At 71.1% G+C, this 14,526-nt stretch carries 17 protein-coding genes; 12 read left to right on the forward strand and 5 right to left on the reverse strand.

What is annotated here, in order from left to right:
• Positions 1–218: 218 nt before the first annotated feature.
• The 3 genes from V7Q31_RS06980 to ygfZ are packed head-to-tail and all read right to left on the reverse strand — an operon-like array spanning position 219 to position 2,298.
• Positions 219–521 (reverse strand): NfeD family protein, encoded by a 303-nt coding sequence (locus V7Q31_RS06980; protein WP_333832972.1) that lies wholly within the window; start codon positions 519–521, stop codon positions 219–221.
• Positions 518–1,462 carry an SPFH domain-containing protein gene (locus tag V7Q31_RS06985; protein WP_333832973.1) on the reverse strand — a complete coding sequence of 315 codons (945 nt, stop codon included), beginning with the start codon at positions 1,460–1,462 and terminating at the stop codon, positions 518–520. Before V7Q31_RS06985 ends, V7Q31_RS06980 begins: the two co-directional genes overlap by 4 nt.
• Positions 1,462–2,298 (reverse strand): CAF17-like 4Fe-4S cluster assembly/insertion protein YgfZ, encoded by an 837-nt coding sequence (ygfZ, locus tag V7Q31_RS06990; RefSeq protein WP_333832974.1) that lies wholly within the window; start codon positions 2,296–2,298, stop codon positions 1,462–1,464. The genes V7Q31_RS06985 and ygfZ overlap by 1 nt, the downstream gene beginning before the upstream one ends.
• Positions 2,299–2,370: 72 nt before the next feature.
• Between ygfZ and V7Q31_RS06995 the strand changes: the two genes are divergently transcribed.
• The 6 genes from V7Q31_RS06995 (at position 2,371) to galU (ending at position 8,372) form a co-directional block, all read left to right on the forward strand.
• Positions 2,371–3,705, forward strand: a complete 1,335-nt coding sequence (locus V7Q31_RS06995) for a dihydroorotase (protein ID WP_333832975.1) — start codon at positions 2,371–2,373, stop codon at positions 3,703–3,705.
• Positions 3,706–3,712: 7 nt separating this feature from the next.
• On the forward strand, positions 3,713–4,303 hold the full coding sequence (locus V7Q31_RS07000; protein WP_333832976.1) for a hypothetical protein: 591 nt from the start codon (positions 3,713–3,715) through the stop codon (positions 4,301–4,303).
• Positions 4,300–5,763, forward strand: coding sequence for a TrkH family potassium uptake protein (locus tag V7Q31_RS07005; RefSeq protein WP_333832977.1), 1,464 nt, complete (start codon positions 4,300–4,302; stop codon positions 5,761–5,763). The genes V7Q31_RS07000 and V7Q31_RS07005 overlap by 4 nt, the downstream gene beginning before the upstream one ends.
• An 81-nt stretch (positions 5,764–5,844) precedes the next feature.
• A complete protein-coding gene (gene trhA / locus V7Q31_RS07010; RefSeq protein WP_333832978.1) occupies positions 5,845–6,495 on the forward strand; it encodes a PAQR family membrane homeostasis protein TrhA in 651 nt (216 codons plus the stop codon).
• 27 nt (positions 6,496–6,522) lie between these two features.
• Positions 6,523–7,320 carry a 3-deoxy-manno-octulosonate cytidylyltransferase gene (locus V7Q31_RS07015; protein ID WP_333832979.1) on the forward strand — a complete coding sequence of 266 codons (798 nt, stop codon included), beginning with the start codon at positions 6,523–6,525 and terminating at the stop codon, positions 7,318–7,320.
• Between the two features lie 158 nt (positions 7,321–7,478).
• Positions 7,479–8,372, forward strand: a complete 894-nt coding sequence (galU, locus tag V7Q31_RS07020) for a UTP--glucose-1-phosphate uridylyltransferase GalU (RefSeq protein ID WP_333832980.1) — start codon at positions 7,479–7,481, stop codon at positions 8,370–8,372.
• 9 nt (positions 8,373–8,381) lie between these two features.
• On the opposite strand, the gene kdsA is transcribed toward galU, so the two are convergent.
• The gene (gene kdsA / locus V7Q31_RS07025; protein ID WP_333832981.1) at positions 8,382–9,224 is read right to left on the reverse strand and encodes a 3-deoxy-8-phosphooctulonate synthase; all 843 of its coding nucleotides are present in this window, start codon (positions 9,222–9,224) and stop codon (positions 8,382–8,384) included.
• Between the two features lie 140 nt (positions 9,225–9,364).
• Here kdsA and V7Q31_RS07030 point away from each other — a divergent pair, with 140 nt between their 5' ends.
• From V7Q31_RS07030 to V7Q31_RS07055, 6 genes are all read left to right on the forward strand, one after another.
• Complete coding sequence (locus V7Q31_RS07030; protein WP_333832982.1) at positions 9,365–10,141, forward strand: SDR family oxidoreductase; 777 nt, start codon at positions 9,365–9,367, stop codon at positions 10,139–10,141.
• A gap of 80 nt (positions 10,142–10,221) precedes the next feature.
• Positions 10,222–11,400: an ABC transporter ATP-binding protein gene (locus V7Q31_RS07035; RefSeq protein WP_333832983.1), complete on the forward strand. Its 1,179-nt coding sequence runs from the start codon at positions 10,222–10,224 to the stop codon at positions 11,398–11,400.
• Between the two features lie 297 nt (positions 11,401–11,697).
• The gene (locus V7Q31_RS07040; RefSeq protein WP_333832984.1) at positions 11,698–11,916 is read left to right on the forward strand and encodes a twin-arginine translocase TatA/TatE family subunit; all 219 of its coding nucleotides are present in this window, start codon (positions 11,698–11,700) and stop codon (positions 11,914–11,916) included.
• Positions 11,917–11,957: 41 nt separating this feature from the next.
• Positions 11,958–12,374: a Sec-independent protein translocase protein TatB gene (tatB, locus tag V7Q31_RS07045; protein ID WP_333832985.1), complete on the forward strand. Its 417-nt coding sequence runs from the start codon at positions 11,958–11,960 to the stop codon at positions 12,372–12,374.
• A 9-nt stretch (positions 12,375–12,383) separates the two neighbouring features.
• Entirely contained in the window at positions 12,384–13,208 is an 825-nt protein-coding gene (gene tatC, locus V7Q31_RS07050; protein WP_333832986.1) for a twin-arginine translocase subunit TatC, read from the forward strand.
• 8 nt (positions 13,209–13,216) lie between these two features.
• On the forward strand, positions 13,217–14,065 hold the full coding sequence (locus V7Q31_RS07055; RefSeq protein WP_333833017.1) for an ATP-binding protein: 849 nt from the start codon (positions 13,217–13,219) through the stop codon (positions 14,063–14,065).
• 9 nt (positions 14,066–14,074) lie between these two features.
• Here V7Q31_RS07055 and V7Q31_RS07060 read toward each other — a convergent pair.
• Positions 14,075–14,526: murein hydrolase activator EnvC family protein (locus V7Q31_RS07060; RefSeq protein ID WP_333832987.1), on the reverse strand; the 452-nt coding region annotated here is incomplete at its 5' end.

Consider the following 14,526-nt stretch of genomic DNA (forward strand, 5'->3'; position numbering starts at 1 on the left):
GGCTGGTCACCTCGTGGACGAGGTGGCGGTCGATGTAGAGCAGGCAGGTGCCGTCGGGCGCCTCGTGGACGAGATGCGCGTCCCAGATCTTGTCGTAGAGGGTCTTCGGCGCGGCCATCGGCGGAACTCCCGGCTTGTTCGAGCCGCTACATAGAGCCTGAGGCGGCGGCCCGGCAAGATCGGCGCAAGATCGGCGGGAGGGCGGAAAGGCTCGCGGCTCAGCCGCGATTCTCGAAATCGTTGATGTCGCGCGCGCCCTGGCGGCCGCGCGCGCCGCGCCCGAAGCGCCGGGCCACCACGCCCCAGACAGCGAAGGCCGCGACCGCATAGATCAGGATGAGCGACAGCGGCGCATAGGGCGCGGCGCCCAGCGTCTCCGGCGCCGCCCAGACCAGCGCGCCCATCGCGACGGCGGCGATCCCGAAGCCGAGCAGCAGATAGCCCGAAATCAGCATCTCGCCGAGCATCATCGCCGCGCCGACGCCCACCCAGAGCCACGGGTCGTAGAGCGACAGGCTCACGCGCCCGTCCTCGGAATGCGGGGCGCGGCGGACGCGGGCGGCGGCGCGTCGGCGCGGATGTCGGACAGGATCGCGGCGGCGCGGGTGAAGCCGTCCGACACGTCGCCGGGGATCATCACCAGTTTCGCGTTGCGGCTCTCGGCGAGCAGCTTCACCGCGTCGATCTGGCGCTCGGCGATCTGGAAGCGGGCGGCCTCGGCGCCGTTGGCGGCGATGGCGTCGCCGATCACGCCGTTGGCGTAGGCGGTGGCGTCGGCGGTGACGCGCAGCGCCTCGGCGGCGCGCTGCTGCCTGTAGAGGTCGGCGTCGGCGGCGAGCTCGACCTGCCGCTTGTCGCCCTCGGCGCGGGTGACCGTGGCGCGCCGCGACCGCTCGGCCTCCAGCACTTCGGCCATGGCGCGCTGGGTGGTCTCGGTGAGCTGCACGTCGGTGATCTCGGAGCGCGAGATGATCAGACCGTAATCGTCGCCCGCCTCCGACAGCGCCGCGCGGATCGCGAGGTTGAGCGTCTCGCGGTCCTGCTGGAGCATGTCGAGCTCGACCTTGCCGATCTCGGAGCGCACGAGGCTTTTCACCAGCCCGATCACCAGATCATGCACGTCGTTGACGCGGAACACCGCAAGTTCCGGCTTGACGATGCGGAACACAACCAGAAGCTCGATGTTGAACACCACGTTGTCGCGCGAGACGACGTCGAGGCGCGTGTCGTTGATCACCTGGTCGGCGATGGAGACTTTCGAGTGGATGGCCTCGATATAGGGAATGATCAGGTTCACCCCCGCCTGCAGAGTGCGATTGTAGGCGCCGAGGCGCGTGACGACGTATTCCTGCGATTGCGGCACGACGCGCACGCCGAGCGCGACGGTCAGCACCACGAAGCCGATCAGCAGGATCAGCGCGATCCCGCCCGCATCGGCGCCCAGCTGGTCGAGGATCTCCATCAGTCGCGCTCCGCTCCAATGTCGCTCGCGCGCACGATAGCACGCCCGGCGGTCAACGGACCGTTAGCGCGGTCGAACCGCAGATGCGCGAGCCCCGCCCCGCCGACGACCGTGTGCAGCGTCCCCGCCTCCTTGCCGTCCTCGGTGACGAGCGGCGCGCCGGGCGGCGGGGCCTCGCCCTCGACCGCCACGCGCACGAGCCCCTTGCGCAGCGTGGTCTTGTGGCGCATCCGGGCGGTGACCTCCTGCCCGACATAGCAGCCCTTGCGGAAATCGACGCCGTTGAGCCGTTCGAACCCGGCCTCCAGAATGTAGGTGTCGTCGGGGATCAATTCGACTCCGCTTTCGGGGACGGCGCAGGCCACGCGCAGCGCGTCATGGGCGGCGCGGTCGACGGGGGCGGCGCCGAGGGCGGCGAGCGCCGCGCCGGGGTCCGTCGCGTAGAGCCGCCAGCCGAGCGCGGGGTCGCGCGGGTCGGGGACGATCAGCGCGCCGTCGGGGGCCTGCGGGGCGTCCCCGCCCCAGATCAGCGCCGCGCCTCGGGGCTCGTCCGCCAGCGTCACCTTGCGGCGCAGCTTGTAGAGCGCGAGCTTCTGGCGCAGCGCGGCCATGCGGTCGGCGGGCGCGTCGAGCAGCACCGCGTCGCCATCGGCGACCAGCACGAAATCGAACAGGTACTTGCCCTGCGGGCTGAGCATCGCCGCATAGACCGCGCGCCCCGGCGCCAGCCGGGTCACGTCGTTGGAGACGAGGCCCTGCAGCCAGTCCCGCGCCTCCGGCCCCTCGACGCGCAAGAGCGCGCGGCGATCCTCGACGAAGCCCTGCGATCCGCTCATGCCAAGCCCTTTCCGGTCCGCCTTCCGCCCCGCCCCCTCGCGGCGCTAGACTGCGCGAAAAGGGGAACTTCGATGGCGACATATGATCTGATCGTTTCCGGGGGAACGGTCGTCAACCACAATGGCGAAGGTCGCGCCGACATCGGCGCGCGCGCAGGGAAAGTCGCCGCCATCGGCGATCTGTCGCGGGCCGACGCCGGCGAGCGGCTCGACGCGACCGGGCTGCATGTGCTGCCGGGGGTGATCGACAGCCAGGTGCATTTCCGCGAACCCGGCTCGGAAGCCAAGGAGACGCTCGAATCGGGCGCGCGCGCCGCCGTGCTGGGGGGCGTGACCGCCGTCTTCGAGATGCCCAACACCAACCCGACCACCACCACGCCCGAGGCGCTGGCCGACAAGGTCGCGCGGGGGCGGGCGCGGATGGCCTGCGACTTCGCCTTCTGGTTCGGGGCCACGGCGCAGAACGTGGAGACCTTGCCCGAGGCGGAGCGGCTGGAGGGCTGCGCCGGGATCAAGCTGTTCATGGGCAGCAGCACGGGCGGGCTGCTGGTGGCCGAGACCGAGGACGTGCGGCGCGTGCTCGCGCATGGCCGCAGACGGGTCGCGGTCCATTCCGAAGACGAGGCGCGTCTGCGGGAGCGCGCGCATCTGCGGGTTCCCGGCGACCCGTCCTCGCATCCGGTCTGGCGCGACGCGGAGGCCGCGCGGATGAACACCGAGCGGCTGATCCGGCTGGCGCGCGAGACCGGGCGGCGGGTGCATGTGCTGCACATCTCCGCCGCCGACGAACTGCCCCTGCTGGCCGCGCACAAGGATCTGATCTCCTGCGAAGCGACGCCGCATCACCTGACCTTCGACGGCGACGCCGACTACGCCCGGCTCGGAACCTACCTCCAGATGAACCCGCCGGTGCGCGGCGCCGCCCATCGCGACGCGATCTTCGAGGCGGTGCGGCAGGGGCTGATCGACGTGCTCGGCTCCGACCATGCGCCGCATGAGCGCGAAGCGAAGGACAAGCCCTATCCCGACACGCCGTCGGGGATGCCGGGCGTGCAGACGCTGGTTCCCGTGATGCTGACCCATGTCGCCGAGGGCCGGATGACGCTGGCGCGCTTCGTCGATCTGACCAGCCACGGGCCGCAGCGCATCTTCGGGATCGCGGGCAAGGGGCGGCTCGCGCAGGGCTGGGACGCCGACATGACCATCGTGGACCTGAAGGCCCGGCGCGAGATCGCCGACGACTGGATCGCCTCGCTCTGCGGCTGGACGCCCTATGCGGGGATGCTCGCAAAGGCATGGCCGATGGCGACGGTGATCCGCGGGCGGGTCGTCATGCGCGAGGACGAAATCCTCCGGCCGACCGGCGGCGCGCCCGTCCGGTTCCAGGAGGCGGCGATCCCCGCATGAGCCGGCGATGATCACCGCCATTCTGCGCACCCGCGACAGCGCCCGCGTGCTGGGGCCGACGCTCGGCGCGCTCGGCGAAGGCGTGATGACGGGCTTGCTGCGCGACGTCATCTTCGCGGATGCGGGCTCGACCGACGAGACGGCGGACATCGCGGAGGCCGTGGGCGCGGTGTTCGCGCCGGCCCCCGCCGACCCGCTGGCGCGGGCGCGCGGCGAGTGGGTGCTGACGCTCGACGCCGACGCGACCTTGCCGCAGGGCTGGACCGAGGCGGTGCGCCGACATCTGTCCGAGCGGCCCGGCGCGGCGGCGCTCTTCGGACTGCGCGTCGCCGGGGGGCATCGCCTAGGCCCGGTCGCGCTGAACGCCGCCGCGGCGCTTCTGGGGCGAGCGGCGCCGGCGCATCCGGTGCTCGCGCCCCGCGCGCCGGGCCGGGCGCCGCGGCGCGTCGCGCGGCTCGACGCACACGCGACGCTCGGCGCGCAGGGCTGGCGGGCGCGCGGCGGGTTGGCGGGACAGGCTCGCATTCTCCTGCGCGATGCGCTCTATTCGCCCCGATCCGAGGCCGGCGCGGCCGAAGTCGGCGGGGGCGGGCGATGATCGCAGAGGCGAGGCGAAAGACTGCGCTCGGCGACGAACTGCGCGCCGTGATCTTCGCGACCGCCATCGTCTGGATGGTCTTCGCCGCCGCGATGCTGATCTGCGTCGTCACCGATCTGCTTGCGGGCGACGGCGACTGGAAAGTCTTCATGATCTCCTCGGGCCTCGTGCTCACCGTCGCGGGCATGATCGCCCTCGCGACGCGCGGCGCCGATCCCAAGCCGACTCAGCGCTTCGGGTTCCTGCTCGTCGTGATGATGTGGGCGACCGGCCCGCTCGCCGCCGCCGTGCCCTTCGTCCTGCACGGGATGAGCCTGCCGGACGCCGTGTTCGAGGCGGTGTCTGGCGTCACGACCACCGGGGCCACCGTGATCACCGGCCTCGATGTCGAGCCGCCCGGCATCCTGCTGTGGCGCTCGCTGATCCAGTGGATCGGCGGGATCGGCATCCTCGCGCTCGGCGTCGTGCTGCTGCCCTTCCTGCGCATCGGCGGGATGCAGCTGTTCAGCAAGGAGAGCTCCGACCGCTCCGACCGCCCGCTGCCGCGCTTCGCCTCCTTCGCGCGCGGGCTCCTCGCGGTCTATGCGCTCCTGACGGGTCTTTGCTTCATCGCCTATGAAGTCGTCGGCATGACGAGCTGGGAGGCGCTGAACCATGCGCTGACGACTGTTGCGACTGCCGGTTTCTCGACCTACGACGCGTCGATGGGCCATTTCGAGCAGACCGGCGTGCTATGGGTCGGCTCGGCCTTCATGCTGCTGGGCGGGCTGCCTTTCGCGATGTATGTCGCGGTCCTGTTCGGACGGACGCCGGATCGGCTCGATCCGCAGGTGGCCGTGCTCATCGGCATCGTGGCGTTGGCGGCGATCTCGCTCGCGGCGTCGCGCGAGGGCGGGTTCGGCGAGCGCGAATTCGCCGAGGCGGTGTTCAACGTCGTGTCGGTCGTCACCACCACCGGCTATGCGGCGGGCGACTACACCGCGTACAGCCCCTATGCGATGGCGCTGTTCTTCGTGCTCGCGTTTCTCGGCGGCTCGGCGGGCTCGACCACGGGAGGCATCAAGACCTACCGGCTGATCGTGACTGCGGCGATGCTGCGCGCGCATCTGCGCAGGCTGGTGCACCCCAACATGGTCGCCGTCACGCGCTATGGCGGCCAGCAGGTCGACCCGGCGATCTTCCGCTCGGCGCTGGTCTATCTCATCGCCTTCGCGGTGGTGCTGATGTTGCTGACGATGGCGCTGGCGATGACCGGGCTGGACCTGATCACCGCCCATAGCGGCGCGCAGACCGCGCTGACCAATGTCGGCCCCGGCCTCGGCCCGATCATCGGCCCGGCGGGCAATTTCGGGTCGCTGCCGGACGCGGCGAAATGGCTGCTCTGCCTCGGGATGATCCTCGGACGGCTGGAGATTCTGCCGGTGCTGGCGCTGCTGTCGAGCCAGTTCTGGCGGCGCTGAGAGCGGGGGCGGAGCGGGACCGGCGACAGGCCGCGTCGATCCCGGCTTCCCAGAACCGTCGCTTCGCGCAATGATCGTGCGATGAACGCAGCGCCCGCGACTGACAGGCCCTACACGCCCCGCGAACTGGCCGCCGATGCGGCGATCCACGGGCTCGGCGTGCTGTTCGCGGTGATCGCCGGCCCGATCCTGATCGCGATGGCCGCCGCGCGCGGCGAGGCGCCTGCGGTGGTGGCGGTGTCGATCTACGCCGTGGCGCTGCTGGCGGTGTTCGTCTTCTCCGCCTTCTACAATTTCGTCTCGGCGCCGCGCTGGCGCGAGTCGCTGCGCCGGCTCGACCACAGCGCGATCTATTTCAAGATCGCCGGCTCCTACACGCCTTTCGCCGCCGTCTCTCTGGCCGGCGGGGTCGGGCAGGCGCTGCTGATCGCGGTCTGGGCGGTCGCGGGCGTCGGCATGGCGCTGAAGCTCGCGGCGCCGCGCCGCTTCGAGGCGGCGTCGGTGCCGGTCTATCTCGGGCTCGGCTGGGCCTTCGTCTGGGTGGGCGCGGACGCGCGGGCCGCGCTGGCGCCGGAGGCGCTGGCCCTGCTGGTGGCGGGAGGCCTGCTCTACAGCCTCGGGGTGGGGTTCCATCTGTGGCGGCGCTTGCCCTATCAGAACGCGATCTGGCATCTGTTCGTGCTGGGGGGAACGGCCTGCATCTACGCCGCGATCGCCGTCGAGATCGCCTGAACGTCCCCACCTCCGCCCGGAGCCGCCATGCGCGTCGCGCTGATCATCCCCGCCCGCTACGCCTCGACCCGCTTTCCCGCCAAGCCGCTGGCCCCGCTGACCGGCGCGACCGGGCTCGACAAGACGCTGATCCGGCGCAGCTGGGAGGCCGCCTGCGCCGTGCGCGGCGTCGCGCGCGTCCTCGTCGCCACCGACGACGACCGCATCGCCGAGGCCGCGCGAAGCTTCGGCGCGGAGGTGGCGATGACCGACCCCGCCTGCGCCAACGGCACCGAGCGCTGCGCCGAAGCGCTCGACGCGCTCGACCCCGCGCCCGACCTCGTCGTGAACTTCCAGGGCGACGCGCCGCTCACCCCGCCCTGGTTCGTCGAGGCGCTGATCGCGGCGATGGCGGCCGACCCGACCTGCGACATGGCCACGCCCGTGCTGCGCTGCGACGCGGAAACGCTCGAGGCCCTGCGCGCCGACCGCCGGGCGGGCCGCGTCGGCGGCACCACGGCGGTGACCGCGACGTCGGGCGACGCGCTCTACTTCTCCAAGGAAGTGCTGCCCTACGGAGCCTCCGCCGACCCCGCCGAGGGGCCGCCCTGCCTGCACCATGTCGGCGTCTACGCCTATCGCCCCGCCGCCCTGCGGGCCTATCGCGACTGGCCTGCGGGTCCTCTGGAACGGGCGGAAGGGCTCGAGCAACTTCGCTTTCTGGAGAACGGTCGCCGCGTCGCCTGCGTCGAGGTCGAGGCGCGCGGGGCGGGGTTCTGGGAGCTCAACAACCCCTCCGACCGGCCGCGGATCGAATCGGAGTTGCGCGCGCGCGGGCTCGTCTGAGCGACTGCGACTGCGCGCGAAGCGCGCACTCGCCGGAAATGCGCGCGCTGATCGCAATAAATTCACGCATCGCGCGTTCGATTGCGCGCGAGCGGTATCGCGGTTGAGCATGCTCGCGTGATAGAGTCGCGCGTGGGATGTTTTGAGAGGGTTTCGGGATGCAACGCCATGTGCGCAAAGCCGTGTTTCCGGTCGCAGGTCTGGGAACGAGATTTCTGCCGGCCACCAAGGCGATCCCGAAAGAAGTGCTACCTCTGGTGGACCGGCCGCTGATCCAATACGCCATCGACGAGGCGCGCGCCGCCGGGATCGACGAATTCATCTTCGTGACGGCGAAGGGAAAATCGGCGCTCGAGGATTATTTCGACAGCGCGCCGGAGCTTGAGCGCAGCCTGCGCGAGAAGAACAAGACCGACCTTCTCGCGGCGCTCAAGCCGACCGAAGTGCCCTCGGGCGGCATCGCCTATGTGCGCCAGCAGGAGGCGCTCGGCCTCGGCCATGCGGTCTGGTGCGCGCGGCGCCTGATCGCCGACGAGCCGTTCGCGGTGATTCTGCCAGACGACGTGATCGAGGCGGATGTGCCGTGCCTCAAGCAGATGGTCGACGCCTACGCCGAGGTGCGCGGCGCGGTCGTCGCCGCGATGGAGGTGCCGCGCGCCGCGACGGCCAGCTATGGCGTGCTCGACGTCGCCTCGGAGAACGGCCAGCTCATCAGGATGAAGGGCATGGTCGAGAAACCCAAGCCGGAGGCCGCCCCCTCCACCCTCGCCGTGATCGGCCGCTACATCCTGCCGCCGAGCGTTCTCGAGACGCTCGGACAGATGAAGCGCGGGGCAGGCGGCGAGGTCCAGCTGACCGACGCCATCGCCGAGGAGATGGTCGAGGGCCGTCCGGTGCACGGATTCCGCTTCCGGGGCCGCCGCTTCGATTGCGGCTCGAAGGCGGGCTATCTGCAAGCCACGGTCGCCTATGCGTTGTCGCGCCCCGACCTGCGCGACGAATTCGCCGAGTTCCTGTCCCACACCATCGAGATGGCGCGCGCGGCGGAATAGCCGCGCCGCTCAGACGGGGATCGGGTTCGCCTTCGCCAAGGCGTCGAAGGCCGCGAGCGTCGCGACCAGCGGCGCCATCTGATCGAGCGGGATCATGTTGGGGCCGTCCGACGGCGCGGCGTCGGGGTCCTCATGGGTTTCGATGAAGATCGCCGACACGCCGACCGCCGCCGCCGCCCGCGCCAGAACCGGCGCGAATTCGCGCTGGCCGCCGGTCGCGCCGCCGAGGCCCCCCGGCTGCTGCACCGAATGGGTGGCGTCGAACACGACAGGCCAGCCGGTGCGCGCCATGATCGGCAGGCTGCGCATGTCGCTGACCAGAGCGTTGTAGCCGAAGCTCGCGCCGCGCTCGCACAGCATGATGCGGCGATTGCCGGTGCTCGCGATCTTGTCGGCGACGTTGGCCATGTCCCACGGCGCGAGGAACTGGCCCTTCTTGACGTTGATCGCGACGCCCGTCTCGCCGGCCGCCAGCAGCAGGTCGGTCTGGCGGCACAGGAAAGCCGGGATCTGGAGCACGTCGACCGCTTGCGCCGCGCGGGCGCAGTGCTCGGGCGCGTGCACGTCGGTCAGAACGGGCGCGCCGACGCGGGCGCGGATCTCGGCGAGGATCTCGAGCCCCTTCTCCATGCCGACCCCGCGTTGCGCGCTCAGCGAGGTGCGGTTGGCCTTGTCGTAGGAGCCCTTGAAGATGAAGGGCAGCCCCGCCTCGGCGCAGATTCCCGCCATGCGCTGCGCGATCGCGAGCGCGTGGGGGAGGCTTTCGAGCTGGCAGGGCCCGGCGATGATCGCTGCGGGACGGTCGGCCCCGATCTCGAAGCCGTCGAAGGCGATTCGCGTCGGCGTTGTCATGGGCGTGGTCCCGCACTGGAGAAGCCTCTGTCCTAGACGCTCGGCCCGAGCGATTCAAACCCCGCGCGCGGCGCTCGGCTGGCGCGGCGGGCGCGGCTGTGGCAAGGGGCGGACGAGGCATCGACACAAGGGGCGAGGCGATGGATCTGGGCATCAAGGGCAGGACGGCGCTGGTCTGCGCGGCGAGCAAGGGCCTCGGCTACGGCTGCGCGGAAGCGCTCGCGCGCGAGGGGGTGAACCTTGTGATCAACGCCCGCTCGGGCGGTCCGCTGGAGGCTGCGGCGGACCGGCTGCGCGCCCTCGGCGTCGCTGTGACGACCGTCGCCGCCGACGTGACGACCGATGAAGGCCGCGACGCGCTGCTCGCCGCCTGCCCCGCCCCCGACATCCTCGTGAACAACGCCGGCGGGCCGCCGCCGGGGCTGTGGTCGGATTGGGGTCGCGCGGAGTGGCAGGCGGCGGTCGAAGCCAACATGCTGACGCCGATCTTCCTGATGACCGCCATCCTGCCGGGCATGGTCGCGAAGCGCTGGGGCCGGGTCGTCAACATCACCTCGCAATCGGTGAAGGGGCCGATCCCGCAGCTCGGGCTGTCGAACGCGGCGCGGGCCGGGCTGACCGGCTTCGTCGCCGGGACGTCCCGGCAGGTCGCGCAATATGGCGTGACGGTGAACAACCTGCTGCCCGGCAGCCACGACACCGACCGGATCGTCGCGCTGGAGGAAGGCATCGCCAAGGCGCAGAACATCAGCCGCGCGGAGGCCGGCGAGCAGCGCCGCGCCGCCATCCCCGCGAAGCGCTACGGAACGATCGAGGAGTTCGGCGCGGCCTGCGCCTTCCTCTGCTCGGCCCATGCCGGCTTCATCGTCGGCCAGAACATCCTGCTCGACGGCGGCGCGACCAACGTGACCCTCTGACGCGCCGCGGACCCTGCGGGCTTGCGGCGCCGGCCCCGGATCGCTAGGTTTTCACGAGTGAAACGCTAGGGATTGTCTCGGTGTCCGCACAGCCGCCCGCACGCACGCCGACGCCGCCGCGCCTTGCGCTGGCGCAGGTGAGCAAGACGTTCGACGGACCGGCGCAGACCCGCGCCGTGCGCGAGGTCTCGCTCGATGTCGGCGACGGCGAGGTGCTGTGCCTGCTCGGGCCGTCCGGCTGCGGGAAGTCCACCTTGCTGCGGATCGCCGCGGGGGTGGAGCGCCAGAGTGCGGGGGCGGTGCTCGTAGACGGCGAGGTCGTCTCCGACGAACGCCGTCACGCGCCGCCCGAGTCGCGCGCCATCGGGCTGATGTTTCAGGATTTCGCGCTGTTTCCGCATCTGACCGTCGCCGACAACGTCGCCTTCGGGCTGCGTCGCCAGAAGCTCAACGGCGCGCTCAGGGGCACGGTGGAGAGCTATCTGGAGAAGGTCGGCCTCGCCGGTTACGGGCCGAAATACCCCCACCAGCTTTCGGGCGGCGAGCAGCAGCGCGTCGCTCTGGCGCGCGCTCTGGCGCCCAAGCCGCGCGTGATGCTGATGGACGAGCCGTTCTCGGGCCTCGACCAGCGCCTGCGCGACGACGTGCGCGACGAGACGCTGGCGCTGCTGAAGGAGGAGGGCGCCGGCGTCCTGCTCGTCACCCACGAGCCCGCCGAAGCCCTGCGCATGGCCGACCGCATCGCCCTGCTGCGCGACGGCCGCGTCGTTCAGGTCGGCGCGCCCTATCACATCTACAACCATCCGGTGGACCGGCGGGCGGCGGCGTTCTTCTCCGACGTCAACGTGATCCACGGGGTGGTCGCCGCGCGCCAGACCGACACGCCGTTCGGGCTGTTCCTGACGCCGGGGATGGTCGATCAGGCCGATGTCGAGATCATCATCCGCCCCCAGCACCTCAAGATCGACGAGGATCGCGGCGCGGCGCCTGCGCCGAACCCGCGGCTCGGCCTGCCGGCGCATGGGCGCGTCGAGCGGGCGCGCTTCATCGGCTCGGAAAGCCTGATCGAAGTGCGGATGGACCATGACGGCTCGGTGCTGAAGGCGACGGTGCCCGGCGCCTATCTGCCCGAGAAGGGCAAGCCGCTCTGGCTGTCGCTGCGGCGCGAGCATTGCTTCGTCTTCCCCTGCGAGGCGCAGAGCCGCGTCGCCAATCCCTGGGAGGCCGATCGCGACGCGCAGGGCAAACGGCCCGGCTGACGTCTCGGCGATCGAAGGGCCGGACGGCGCGCTGAAGCGGACGGTCGGCACATGCGATGAGGACCGCGCCCCCTCTGGCGGGAGGGAGGGCGCGATCCGTTCTGGTCGCACGGACCAAGAGCCGAGCGGAGAGCCTCGGCAAATGGCCGGTTTCCGCGCGAATTCGCCCCGGTGCGCCCGGCCCGTCCTTCGCTCGGACCAAAAACACCGCACGCGACCCTTTCCGCGCGCCGCGCGATCCCATATGTCGAGACAAAGGACATCGCGCCGCGCAGGCGGCGCTGAGGGAGAGACCGCATGAGCCCGAGCATCTGGCAAATTCTCATCGTCGTCCTGCTGGTCGTGCTGCTCTTCGGACGCGGCAAGATCTCGGCTCTGATGGGCGACATGGCGAAGGGCATCAAGGCCTTCAAAAAGGGCATGGCCGACGACGTCGCCGACGAGACCCAGAAGGTCGAGCGCGCCGCCGACGAAGCGGTCGACGTAACGCCCAAGACCGAGAAAAAGGACGCCTGATCCGCAGCGCGTGAGCACGGTCGGTCCGGAGGGCGCGGCGCATGTTCGACATCGGCTGGACGGAGCTGCTGGTCATCGGCGCGCTTGCGCTGATCGTCGTGGGGCCGAAGGACCTTCCGCGCCTGCTGCGCACGCTTGGCCAGTACACGGCGCAGGCCCGCGGGATGGCGCGCGACTTCCAGCGCTCGATGGAGCAGGCCGCGCGCGAGGCCGACATCACCGACATGAAGGAGATGCGCGACACCGCCGACAGCCTCAACAAGCTGCGGCGCATGTCGGTGGACGACATGCTCGGCGCGCCGAAATCCTCGCCGACCGCGAAGCCCGCCGCGGTGAGCCCGGCGTCGCAGAAACCGGCTGCGCCGATGCGCGTCGAAGACGAAACGCCCGCTCCGGCGCCGGCGCCGGTCGAGGCGGCGGCGCCGTCCCCCCAGCCGACCGCCCCGCGCGAAGGATGACGCGCCGCCATGTCCGTTGACGACATCGACGCCAGCCGGGCGCCCCTGATCGAGCATCTGATGGAGCTGCGCACGCGGCTCATCTACGCCTTTCTGGCGCTCGGCGTGTGCGCGCTGGTCTGTTTCTTCTTCGCTCAGGAGATCTACGATTTCCTGACAGGGCCGCTGCGCGACCGCCTCACCGCGCGCGGGCAGGACCCGCGGCTGATCTACACCCAGCTCTACGAGACCTTCTTCGTCCATCTCAAGATCGCGCTGTTCGGCGGGTTCTTCATCGCCTTCCCGATCATCGCGACGCAGATCTGGATGTTCGTGGCGCCGGGCCTCTACCGCGACGAGCGGACGGCGTTCGCGCCCTTCCTGATCGCCACGCCCGTGCTGTTCCTGATGGGCGCGTCGCTGGTTTATTTCCTCGTCATGCCGATGGCGATCGACTTTTTCCTGAATTTTCAGGAGACCGGCGCCGGAGGCGGCACGCAGATCGAGTTCATGGGGAAGGTCAACGAGTATCTCAGCCTCGTCATGACCTTCATCCTCGCCTTCGGCATCTGCTTCCAGTTGCCGGTTCTTTTGACGCTGCTGGGCCGCGTCGGGATCGTCTCGGCGCAGGGGCTGGCTGAGAAGCGCAAATACGCGATCGTCGGGATCGCGGCGGCGGCGGCGGTGCTCACGCCGCCCGACCCGATCAGCCAGATCGGGCTCGCCATTCCGATCTATCTGCTCTACGAGATCTCCATCATTCTGGTGCGCATGGTCGAGAAGCAGCGCGCCGCGCGCGAAGCCGCCGACGAGGCCGAGTTCCAGCGCGAGATGTTCGGCGACGAAAAGCAGTGACGGCGGGGCTGGATGCGGACGCGCTGGCGCGGATCGCGGCGGCGCTCGAGCGGCTCGCGCCGCCGCCGGCCCCCCGCCCGGATTTCGCCGCCGCCGAAGCCTTCATCTGGCACGCCGACCCCGACCGGCTCGAACCCGTGCCGCATGTCGCCCGCGTCGGGATCGGCCTGCTGGTGGGCGTCGACGGCGCGCGCGACGCGCTGCTCGAGAACACGCGCCGCTTCGCGCGCGGGCTGCCGGCCAACAACGCGCTGCTCTGGGGCGCGCGCGGCATGGGCAAGTCGAGTCTGGTGAAGGCCTGCCACGCCGAGGCCGCCCGACAGGCGACGGCGCGGCTCGTGCTGCTCGAAATCCAGCGCGAGGACCTGCCGTCGCTGCCGCGTCTGCTCGGCTTGCTGCGCGACGCGCCGGAGCGGTTCCTGCTGTTCTGCGACGACCTCTCCTTCGACGTCGGCGACAGCGGCTACAAGTCGCTCAAGGCGGTGCTCGACGGCGGCGTGGCGGGGCGGCCCGGAAACGTGCTGTTCTACGCGACCTCGAACCGCCGCCACCTGATGCCGCGCGACATGATCGAGAACGAGCGCTCGACCGCCATCAACCCCTCCGAGGCGACCGAGGAGAAAGTCTCGCTGTCGGACCGCTTCGGGCTGTGGCTGGGCTTCCACCCCTGCGGACAGGACGCGTTCCTCGCGATGATCCGGGGCTATTGCGACGCCTTCGGGATCGCGATCGCCGAGGACGAGCTGCGGGCGGAGGCGGTGGCGTGGCGGCAGGCGCGCGGCGCGATGTCGGGCCGCGTCGCCTGGCAGTTCGTGACCGACCTCGCCGGGCGGCGCGGCGTGGCGCTGCCCGGCTGACGGCCGGCTTCAGCCGAGGAACTGCGCCGGATCGACCGATTCGGCGCCCCGGCGCACTTCGAAATGCAGCGCCGGCGCGCCGCCCTCGGGGCCCGGGGCGACCGCGCCGATCACGTCGCCGCGCCGCACCCGGTCGCCGCGCTTCACGGTGACGCCGTCGACCCGACCGTAAACGGTCAGGATCTGGTCCTGATGGCGGATCAGCACGATGGTGCCGAGGCCGCCGAGCGACTCCGAGACCAGCGCGACTTCGCCATCCGCCGCCGCCCGCACGGTTGCGCCAGCGGGGGCCGCGAACTCCATCCCGTCGCCGCCGGACCCGTAGGCGCGGCTGACGGTCCCATCCACCGGCGCCGCGAAGGCGGCGGCCGACGCCGCGGCGGGGGCCGCCGCGCGCGCCGCCGGCTGAGGGGCGGGAGCGGCTGCGGCCTGCGCCGGGGCGGGGGCCGGCGCTGCTGCGG

This window comes from Rubrimonas sp. (genome assembly GCF_036788415.1).
Taxonomy (GTDB): Bacteria; Pseudomonadota; Alphaproteobacteria; order Rhodobacterales; family Rhodobacteraceae; genus Rubrimonas.

What these genes read in the sequence shown, in the direction of transcription:
- V7Q31_RS06995 (WP_333832975.1), top strand. Translation starts at nt 2,371, where the DNA reads ATGGCGACATATGATCTGATCGTTTCCGGGGGAACGGTCGTCAACCAC.
- V7Q31_RS07040 (WP_333832984.1), top strand. Translation starts at nt 11,698, where the DNA reads ATGAGCCCGAGCATCTGGCAAATTCTCATCGTCGTCCTGCTGGTCGTG.
- V7Q31_RS07000 (WP_333832976.1), top strand. Translation starts at nt 3,713, where the DNA reads ATGATCACCGCCATTCTGCGCACCCGCGACAGCGCCCGCGTGCTGGGG.
- V7Q31_RS06985 (WP_333832973.1), bottom strand. Translation starts at nt 1,462, where the DNA reads ATGGAGATCCTCGACCAGCTGGGCGCCGATGCGGGCGGGATCGCGCTG.
- trhA (WP_333832978.1), top strand. Translation starts at nt 5,845, where the DNA reads ATGAACGCAGCGCCCGCGACTGACAGGCCCTACACGCCCCGCGAACTG.
- tatC (WP_333832986.1), top strand. Translation starts at nt 12,384, where the DNA reads ATGTCCGTTGACGACATCGACGCCAGCCGGGCGCCCCTGATCGAGCAT.
- kdsA (WP_333832981.1), bottom strand. Translation starts at nt 9,224, where the DNA reads ATGACAACGCCGACGCGAATCGCCTTCGACGGCTTCGAGATCGGGGCC.
- tatB (WP_333832985.1), top strand. Translation starts at nt 11,958, where the DNA reads ATGTTCGACATCGGCTGGACGGAGCTGCTGGTCATCGGCGCGCTTGCG.
- V7Q31_RS07005 (WP_333832977.1), top strand. Translation starts at nt 4,300, where the DNA reads ATGATCGCAGAGGCGAGGCGAAAGACTGCGCTCGGCGACGAACTGCGC.
- V7Q31_RS07015 (WP_333832979.1), top strand. Translation starts at nt 6,523, where the DNA reads ATGCGCGTCGCGCTGATCATCCCCGCCCGCTACGCCTCGACCCGCTTT.
- V7Q31_RS07030 (WP_333832982.1), top strand. Translation starts at nt 9,365, where the DNA reads ATGGATCTGGGCATCAAGGGCAGGACGGCGCTGGTCTGCGCGGCGAGC.
- ygfZ (WP_333832974.1), bottom strand. Translation starts at nt 2,298, where the DNA reads ATGAGCGGATCGCAGGGCTTCGTCGAGGATCGCCGCGCGCTCTTGCGC.
- galU (WP_333832980.1), top strand. Translation starts at nt 7,479, where the DNA reads ATGCAACGCCATGTGCGCAAAGCCGTGTTTCCGGTCGCAGGTCTGGGA.